The 7,546-nt window shown below is 72.0% G+C and carries 6 protein-coding genes and 1 pseudogene; 6 read left to right on the forward strand and 1 reads right to left on the reverse strand.

Annotated features, from left to right (window positions below; translation table 11 throughout):
* From VR45_RS04250 to mltG (VR45_RS43255), 4 genes are all read left to right on the forward strand, one after another.
* On the forward strand, nucleotides 1-417 hold a 417-nt coding region (locus VR45_RS04250), incomplete at its 5' end, for a DUF6167 family protein (protein ID WP_234325829.1).
* Complete coding sequence (gene alaS, locus VR45_RS04255; protein ID WP_045938320.1) at nucleotides 417-3,086, forward strand: alanine--tRNA ligase; 2,670 nt, start codon at nucleotides 417-419, stop codon at nucleotides 3,084-3,086. The genes VR45_RS04250 and alaS, both read left to right, overlap by 1 nt.
* A gap of 16 nt (nucleotides 3,087-3,102) precedes the next feature.
* Complete coding sequence (gene ruvX / locus VR45_RS04260) at nucleotides 3,103-3,582, forward strand: Holliday junction resolvase RuvX (protein WP_045938321.1); 480 nt, start codon at nucleotides 3,103-3,105, stop codon at nucleotides 3,580-3,582.
* A 109-nt stretch (nucleotides 3,583-3,691) separates the two neighbouring features.
* On the forward strand, nucleotides 3,692-4,978 hold the full coding sequence (gene mltG / locus VR45_RS43255; protein ID WP_063772406.1) for an endolytic transglycosylase MltG: 1,287 nt from the start codon (nucleotides 3,692-3,694) through the stop codon (nucleotides 4,976-4,978).
* A gap of 153 nt (nucleotides 4,979-5,131) precedes the next feature.
* Here the strand turns inward: mltG (VR45_RS43255) and VR45_RS46655 are convergent, their stop codons facing one another.
* Nucleotides 5,132-5,476 (reverse strand): hypothetical protein, encoded by a 345-nt coding sequence (locus tag VR45_RS46655; protein ID WP_052708827.1) that lies wholly within the window; start codon nucleotides 5,474-5,476, stop codon nucleotides 5,132-5,134.
* 12 nt (nucleotides 5,477-5,488) lie between these two features.
* On the opposite strand from VR45_RS46655, the gene mltG (VR45_RS04270) reads away from it, so the two are divergent.
* Nucleotides 5,489-7,108: an endolytic transglycosylase MltG gene (mltG, locus tag VR45_RS04270; RefSeq protein ID WP_159394106.1), complete on the forward strand. Its 1,620-nt coding sequence runs from the start codon at nucleotides 5,489-5,491 to the stop codon at nucleotides 7,106-7,108.
* Between the two features lie 34 nt (nucleotides 7,109-7,142).
* Nucleotides 7,143-7,546, forward strand: a pseudogene (locus VR45_RS04275) (shikimate dehydrogenase); the annotation flags it as partial.

Here is a 7,546-nt window from a genome sequence, read left to right on the forward strand (position 1 = left end):
GGAGCTGACGGCATGGTGCGACGCATCTTCTGGATGGCGGTCGGCGCCGGTGCCACCGTCTGGGCCATGAACAAGGCCAACGAGGCCGTGCACCGGCTCACCCCGGACAGCCTGTCCGGCACCGCCGCGCGCGGTGCGCTGCACCTGGGCGACCTGGCCAAGCAGTTCGCCCAGGACGTCCGGACCGGCATGACCGAGCGCGAGGAGCAGCTGCGCGAGGACCTCGGGCTGGACGGCACCGCCGTCGTCGAGCCGCGCCGCAGCGGAGTCCTGCGCGGGGAGCCCCAGTACCGAGCTATCTCGGCGGCGCCCGGTAGCCCGGCCGCCGCCCTGCCTCCGCCCACCCCCCAAGCCATCGAGAAAACGCCCCGGCGCGCGATTCCGCCGCGGGGCGGTACGAACCGGAAGGACCACTAATGGAGTCGGCAGAGATCCGCCGCCGCTGGCTGCGCTTCTTCGAGGAGCGCGGCCACACCGTCGTTCCGTCGGCGTCCCTGGTCGCCGACGACCCCACCCTGCTGCTGGTCAACGCCGGCATGGTGCCGTTCAAGCCGTACTTCCTGGGCGAGGTCAAGCCGCAGTTCTCGCGCGCCACCAGCGTCCAGAAGTGTGTGCGCACCCTGGACATCGAGGAGGTCGGGAAGACCACCCGGCACGGCTCCTTCTTCCAGATGTGCGGCAACTTCTCCTTCGGTGACTACTTCAAGGAAGGAGCCATCAAGTTCGCCTGGGAGCTGCTCACCACTCCCGTCGCGGACGGTGGCTACGGCCTGGAGAAGGAGAAGCTCTGGATCACCGTCTACAAGGACGACGACGAGGCCGAGCAGATCTGGCGTGACGTCATCGGCGTCCCGTCGGAGCGGATCCAGCGCCTGGGCATGAAGGACAACTTCTGGTCGATGGGCGTCCCCGGCCCGTGCGGCCCGTGCTCGGAGATCAACTACGACCGCGGCCCCGCCTACGGCGAGGAGGGCGGCCCGGCCGTCAACGGCGAGCGCTACCTGGAGATCTGGAACCTGGTCTTCATGCAGTACGAGCGCGGCCACGGCGACGGCAAGGACGGGTTCGAGATCCTCGGCGACCTGCCGAGCAAGAACATCGACACCGGCCTCGGCCTGGAGCGTCTGGCCGCCATCCTGCAGGGCGTCGACAACCTCTTCGAGATCGACACCAGCCGGATGATCCTGGACCGGGCCGCCGAGCTGACCGGCCACACCTACGGCGCCGACCACCGGTCGGACGTCTCGCTGCGCGTGGTCACCGACCACATCCGCACCGCGCTGATGCTGATCGGCGACGGCGTCACCCCCGGCAACGAGGGCCGCGGCTACGTGCTGCGCCGCATCCTGCGCCGGGCGATCCGCAACATGCGCCTGCTGGGCGCCACCGGTGTGGTCGCCAAGGACCTCACCGATGTCGCGATCAAGGCGATGGCCCCGCAGTACCCGGAGCTGGAGGCCGACCGCAAGCGCATCGAGACGGTCGTCGTCGGCGAGGAGTCGGCCTTCCTGCAGACCCTGAAGGCCGGCACCAGCCTGCTCGACGCCGCGGTCACCGAGACCAAGCAGTCCGGCGGCGCGGTGCTCTCCGGCGACCAGGCGTTCAAGCTGCACGACACCTACGGCTTCCCGATCGACCTGACCCTGGAGATGGCCGAGGAGCAGGGCCTCCAGGTCGACGAGGCCGGCTTCCGCCGCCTGATGCAGGAGCAGCGGGACCGCGCCAAGGCGGACGCCAAGGCGAAGAAGATGGGCCACGCCGACGTCGCCGCGTACCGCGAGGTCGCCGACAAGTCCGGCGCCAGCGTCTTCACCGGCTACACCCTCACCGAGGGCGAGGCCACCGTGGTCGGCCTGCTGGTGGACGGCGTCCCGGCGCCGGCCGCCTCCGAGGGCGACGAGGTCGAGCTCATCCTCGACCGCACCCCGTTCTACGCCGAGGGCGGCGGCCAGCTCGCCGACCACGGCCGGATCCGGCTGGACTCCGGCGCGGTCGTCGAGATCCGCGACGTGCAGCAGCCGGTGCCGGGTGTGGTCGTGCACTCCGGTGGCGTGCTGTTCGGCGAGGTCGTGCTCGGCGCCTCGGCCTACGCCACCATCGACGTGGACCGCCGCCGGGCGATCGCCCGCGCCCACTCGGCCACCCACCTGACCCACCAGGCGCTGCGCGACGCGCTCGGCCCGACGGCCGCCCAGGCCGGTTCGGAGAACGCCCCGGGCCGCTTCCGCTTCGACTTCGGCTCGCCCGCCGCCGTGCCCGGCAGCGTGCTGACCGACGTCGAGCAGAAGATCAACGACGTGCTGACCCGCGAGCTGGAGGTCACCGCCGAGGTCATGACGATGGACCAGGCCCGCAAGGCCGGCGCCATCGCGATGTTCGGCGAGAAGTACGGCGACGAGGTCCGCGTCGTCACCATCGGCGACTTCTCCAAGGAGCTGTGCGGCGGTACCCACGTCGGCAACACCGCACAGCTGGGTCTGGTGAAGCTGCTCGGCGAGTCCTCGATCGGCTCCGGGGTGCGCCGGGTGGAGGCGCTGGTCGGCGCCGACGCCTACCGCTTCCTGGCCCGTGAGCACACCGTGGTCGCCCAGCTGACCGAGCTGGTCAAGGGCCGTCCGGAGGAGCTGCCGGAGAAGATCTCCGGCATGCTCGCCAAGCTCAAGGACGCCGAGAAGGAGATCGAGCGCTTCCGCGCCGAGAAGGTGCTCGCGGCCGCCGCGGGTCTCGCCGACTCGGCCGAGGACGTGCACGGCATCTCGCTGGTGGCCGCCCGGGTCGCCGACGGCGTCGGCGCGGACGAGCTGCGCAAGCTGGTCCTGGACGTGCGCGGCCGGCTCGGCTCGCGCCCGGCCGTGGTCGCCGCCTTCACGGTGGCGAACGACCGCCCGCTGACCGTGATCGCCACCAACGAGGACGCCCGCGGCCGCGGTATCAAGGCCGGCGAGCTGGTCCGCACCGCGGCCAAGACCCTCGGCGGCGGCGGTGGCGGCAAGGACGACGTCGCCCAGGGCGGCGGCACCGACGCGACCGCGATCGACAAGGCCGTCGCCGCCGTGCGCGGCCTGGTCGCGGAGCGCGCCTCCTGATGGGGTCCGCGTTCTGATGGAGATCGAGGAGAAGCCCTTCCGGCGCGGGCGGCGGATCGCCGTCGACGTCGGGGACGCCCGGATCGGGGTCGCGTCCTGCGACCCCGACGGGGTGCTCGCCACCCCGGTGGAGACCGTCCCGGCCGGGGTGAAGTCACAGGCCAGGATCGCCGCGATCGTCGAGGAGTACGGCGCGATCGAGGTGATCGTCGGTCTGCCGCGCTCGCTCAGCGGCAAGGAGGGACCGGCGGCGGAGAAGGTCCGCGGCTACGCGGTCCGGCTGGCCAACCGGCTCTGGCCGGTCCCGGTCCGGCTGGTCGACGAGCGGATGTCGACCGTCACCGCGACCCACGGGCTGCGCGCCTCGGGGGTCAAGGCCAAGAAGGGCCGCTCGGTGGTCGACCAGGCCGCCGCGGTGGTGATCCTGCAGACCGCCCTTGAGTCCGAACGGGTGAGCGGACGCCCGCCCGGTGAGAGCGTCGAGGCGGCGGGCTGACCGGCCTGCTCTAACGTCCCGGTGAGGGGCCCGTGCGGACGCGTCCGCACGGGCCCCTCTGCCATTGCCGTCGTGCCGCACGCCGTGCGGACCGCCGAGGGGGCGCGCCGTGACCGACCTGGACCTCACACCCGGCCTGAGCCCCGGGCACCTCGGTGCGCCGGTGATGGAACCGGCGGGCCGTCCGCCGGGCCCGCCCGCCCCGCGCCCCGAACCGCCGGACCCGCACCGGCGGCGCAACGGGCTGGCCTGTCTGCTGACCGCGCTGTCGCTGGTGGTCGTGTTCGGCGGGATCGGGCTGGCGGGCTTCAGCTGGCTCCAGGGGCAGCGCAAGCCGCCGGCCGCCGCTGACTTCGCGGGCGGCGGTTCCGGGTCGGTGCAGGTCTCGGTGCCGGAGGGGGCCGGCCTCAGCCAGATCGCCTCCGCCCTGGTGCGCAACGGTGTGGTGGCCAGTTCGCTGGCCTTCACCCGGGCGGCGAAGGGCAGTGCGGCGGCGGCCGGGCGGATCCAGCCGGGCACGTACACCCTGCGGCAGCGGATGTCGGCGGCCGCGGCGCTGGCGGTCCTGGTCGACCCGGCCAACGCCAACGGTCTGACCATCCCCGAGGGCTGGCGCGGGAGCCAGATCTACGCGGCGATCGACAAGAAGCTGCAGCTGGCCGCGGGCACCACCGAGCAGACGGCCAAGGACCAGGCGGCCGAGCTGGGCCTGCCGGAGAACGCCAACGGCACCCCCGAGGGCTATCTGTTCCCCGCGACCTACAGCGTCACCGAGGACACCACCGCCGCCGAGCTGCTGAAGCAGATGGTCGAGCGGGCCGGCAAGGAGTTCGCCCGGGACGACGCGGAGGTCGTCGCGACCAATCTCGGGCAGAGCCTGTACGGGCTGGTGACCATCGCCAGCATGGTGCAGGGCGAGGCCGACAACTCCGAGGACATGGCCAAGGTCGCGCGGGTGATCTACAACCGGCTGGCCAAGAACATGCCGCTCCAGCTGGACTCCACCATCAACTACGCACTCGGACGCTCCACGCTCAACACCAGCGTCACGGACACCCGGCTCGACTCCCCCTACAACACCTACAAGCACGCCGGGCTGCCGCCGACCCCGATCTCCAACCCGGGGCGGCAGGCGATCATGGCGGCGGTGGACCCGGCGCCGGGGGACTGGCTGTACTTCGTGACCGTGAAGCCCGGGGACACCCGGTTCACCGACAGTTTCGACGTGCAGCAGAAGAACGTCGCCGAGTTCAACGCGACCCGGGCCGCGAGTCCGTCCGCCACGGCCTCCGGTTCGGCCCCGGCGTCCGGGGCGTCCTCGGGGTCGTCCTCCGGGTCGGCGCCCGCCTCGGCCTCCGCCGGGGCGGGGGTGCCCTCGGGGGCGGGCGGTCACTGAGCGCAGCGGCTGCGGCCCCGGCCGGACGGTCGACTGCGGTACGGTAGCGTCTCCGTCCAGGTGTTGCGCTAGCACGCCGGTTCGACAAGCAGCCGGGACGCCGTCCCGGGCGACCGGGCCGATCCTCCGGTCGTCTCCGTCGGTATAAGGGGATCAATGACCGATCTGGGTCGGGGCTACGGCCCCCAGGGCTCCGAGCCGTGGCATCCGGGCGACCCCGGGTACGGCGGTCAGCAGCCGGTCCCCGGCCAGCAGGACGGGCAGTGGCAGCAGCATCCCCAGCAGCAGCAGTACGGCGACGGCGGCCAGGGCATGGGGCAGCAGGGCTATCCCCAGCAGCAGGGTGTTCAGGGTCAGCAGCAGCAGTACGGCGGCGGTCAGCAGGGCTACCCCCAGCAGGGGACGGGCCAGCAGGGCTATCCGCAGCAGGGCGTTCAGGGTCAGCAGCAGTACGGCGGCGGCCAGCAGGGGTATCCCCAGCAGCAGGGCTATCCGCAACAGCAGCAGAGCATGGGTCAGCAGGGCTACCCGCAGCAGGGGATGGGCCAGCAGGGGTACCCCCAGCAGCAGCAGGGCATGGGCGGTCAGCAGGGCTATCCGCAGCAGCAGGGCGGCCAGGGTCAGCAGCAGCAGTACGGCGGCGGCCAGCAGGGCTACCCGCAGCAGCAGATGCCGCAGCAGGGCACGCCCCAGCAGCAGATGCCCCAGCAGCAGTTGCCCCCGCAGGGCGGGTCGCAGCAGGGTGCGCCGGGCGTCCCCGGCCGGGGCGTTCCGGCGGAGCAGAAGCAGCCGGCCGCCGCGCGGCAGGCAGGGCCCGGGCCGGACGGCATCGACTGGGAGGCGGAGGCCGCCGCGCTGGAGGCCGGGGCCGACCCGGTCGGTGCCGGCGAGGAGGCCGGGCACGCCGAGGGCGAGTGGGACGGCCACGAGGGCGAGTACGCCGAGGACGAGTACCGCGGCGACGGCTCCGACGAGGACGGGAACGGCTTCCTCGGCGAGCAGGACCAGTCCCGCGAGGCCAAGAAGAAGCGCAAGGAGAACGGCAAGAAGTCGGGCCGGCGCAACGGCGGCGCCTGTCTGGTGGTCGCCCTGGTGCTGCTCGGGATCATGGGCGGCGCCGGCTGGTGGGGCTACGGGTTCTACAAGGACCACTTCGGCCCGCCGCCGGACTTCCCCGGCCCGGGCAGCGGCTCGGTCAAGGTCGAGATCAAGCAGGGCGCGGCCGGCAGCCAGATGGGTCTGGCGCTGAAGCAGGCCGGCGTGGTCAAGAGCGTCGACGCCTTCAGCAAGGCCTGCGAGAAGAACGTCAAGTGCACCACCATCCAGCCCGGCACCTACAGCATGCCGACGGAGATGTCCGCCGACGGCGCCGTGCAGTTCCTGGTGGACGCCAACGGCGGTGAGAAGCTGATCGTCCAGGAGGGCCTGACCGCCGCGGCCACCTACGTCAAGATCGACGACAAGCTGCAGCTGCCCAAGGGCACCACCGCGGCCGTCGCCAAGGAGCAGGTGGGCACCCTCGGCCTCCCGCCGTACGCCAACGGCAACATCGAGGGCTTCCTCTGGCCGACCCGTTACTCGATCACCCAGGGCATGAAGCCCGAGGAACTGCTCAAGCAGATGGTCAAGAACGCCGTCGACCGCTACGCGGGCCTGGACGCCGAGGCGTCGAAGATCGGGCTGAAGACCGGCTACGACGTGGTCATCGAGGCCAGCATCCTGCAGGCCGAGGGCAACAACCCCGAGGACTTCGCCAAGATGGCCCGGACCATCCAGAACCGGCTGGCCGACAAGGGCAAGGTCAACGGCAAGCTCGGCATGGACACCACGCTGCAGTACGCGCTGGGCCGCAAGACGTTGGACAAGCGGGACATCAACGACGCGTCCAACAAGTACAACACCTACTACAACGCCGGTCTGCCGCCGACCCCGATCTCCAACCCGGGCGACGCCGCGCTGAAGGCGACGCTGAACCCGGCGGACGGCAAGTGGCTGTACTTCATCGCGATGTCGCCGACCCAGACCCTGTTCGCGGACACGGACGCGGAGCACGCCAAGAACGTCGAGTCCTACTGCCTGGCGGCGGGGCAGAAGTTCGACGCGGCCTCGGTCCACTGCACCACCAAGTGACGACCGCCGGGAGGCGGCGGAGGAAGTGAGCAGCGTGACCAGCAAGCACCGGGCAGCCGTCCTCGGCTCGCCGATCGCCCACTCGCTCTCGCCCGCCCTGCACCGGGCCGCCTTCGCGGCGCTCGGTCTGGACGGCTGGCGCTACGACCGGTTCGAGGTCGACGAGGCCGGCCTGCCCGGCTTCGTCGCCGGGCTGGACGAGGCCGAGTGGACCGGCTGCTCGCTGACCATGCCGCTGAAGCGGGCGGTGGTCCCGCTGCTCGACGAGGTGAGCGACACCGCCCGGACGGTCGACGCGGTGAACACCCTGGTCTTCACCGCCGACGGCCGGCGCGAGGGCCACAACACGGACGTGCCCGGCCTGGTCAACGCGCTGCGCGAGCGCGGCATCACCGAGGTGCCGGCGGCGGCCGTGCTCGGCGCCGGGGCCACCGCCTC

The sequence above is a fragment of the Streptomyces sp. NRRL S-495 genome (assembly GCF_000966955.1).
GTDB classification, from domain to species: domain Bacteria; phylum Actinomycetota; class Actinomycetes; order Streptomycetales; family Streptomycetaceae; genus Kitasatospora; species Kitasatospora purpeofusca.

What these genes read in the sequence shown, in the direction of transcription:
- alaS (WP_045938320.1), top strand. Translation starts at nt 417, where the DNA reads ATGGAGTCGGCAGAGATCCGCCGCCGCTGGCTGCGCTTCTTCGAGGAG.
- ruvX (WP_045938321.1), top strand. Translation starts at nt 3,103, where the DNA reads ATGGAGATCGAGGAGAAGCCCTTCCGGCGCGGGCGGCGGATCGCCGTC.
- mltG (WP_159394106.1), top strand. Translation starts at nt 5,489, where the DNA reads ATGGGTCAGCAGGGCTACCCGCAGCAGGGGATGGGCCAGCAGGGGTAC.